This window comes from Prevotella illustrans (assembly GCF_017426725.1).
In the GTDB taxonomy this organism is placed as follows: domain Bacteria; phylum Bacteroidota; class Bacteroidia; order Bacteroidales; family Bacteroidaceae; genus Prevotella; species Prevotella illustrans.
Genome location: NZ_JAERMS010000092.1, coordinates 1 through 579 on the forward strand (window position 1 = coordinate 1; position 579 = coordinate 579).

The 579-nt window shown below is 42.1% G+C and carries 1 protein-coding gene; it reads left to right on the forward strand.

The annotated features are described in order from the left end of the window. Positions 1-148: 148 nt before the first annotated feature. On the forward strand, positions 149-579 hold a 431-nt coding region (locus tag JHU38_RS12290; RefSeq protein ID WP_232369968.1), incomplete at its 3' end, for a transposase.

Genomic DNA, 579 nt, shown 5'->3' on the forward strand with positions numbered 1-579 from the left:
TCGCCGTAGTACGCTTGCTGAAGCCAATAAGCGTCGTTCACAAGAGTTCTTTGCAAGCGTTTATACATACCTCTTAGAGCGTTATAGTGCTTTTTTAGCGGACAGCCGCCCAAAAGGCGAGCAGAAGACATGGGAGAAACTTCTGTATATGATGGATTCAACTACGATTACTCTTTTTGACAACATCCTCAAAGGTGTAGGCAGACATCCTAAGAGTGGTAAGAAGAAAGGAGGTATGAAGGTTCATACGGTAATGAAGTATCATGTTGGCGTTCCCATGGTTGTACAACTTACATCTGCAGCTACGCATGATCATTATCTACTTAAAGAAGTGCATCTTCCTAAGGATGCAACCCTTACTATGGACAGAGCATACATTGATTATGCACAGTTCCAGAGACTTACAGAAGAAGGAGTATGCTATGTGACTAAGATGAAGAAGAATCTCACGTATAAGGAACTATCCTCAGTAACCTATGTAAGTCCTGACGGGCTGGTTACGCATACAGACAAGAAGATTCTCTTTGAGAAGGGAGAGATAAAACACGAGGCAAGACGAGTTGAACTTTGGAGTAATAA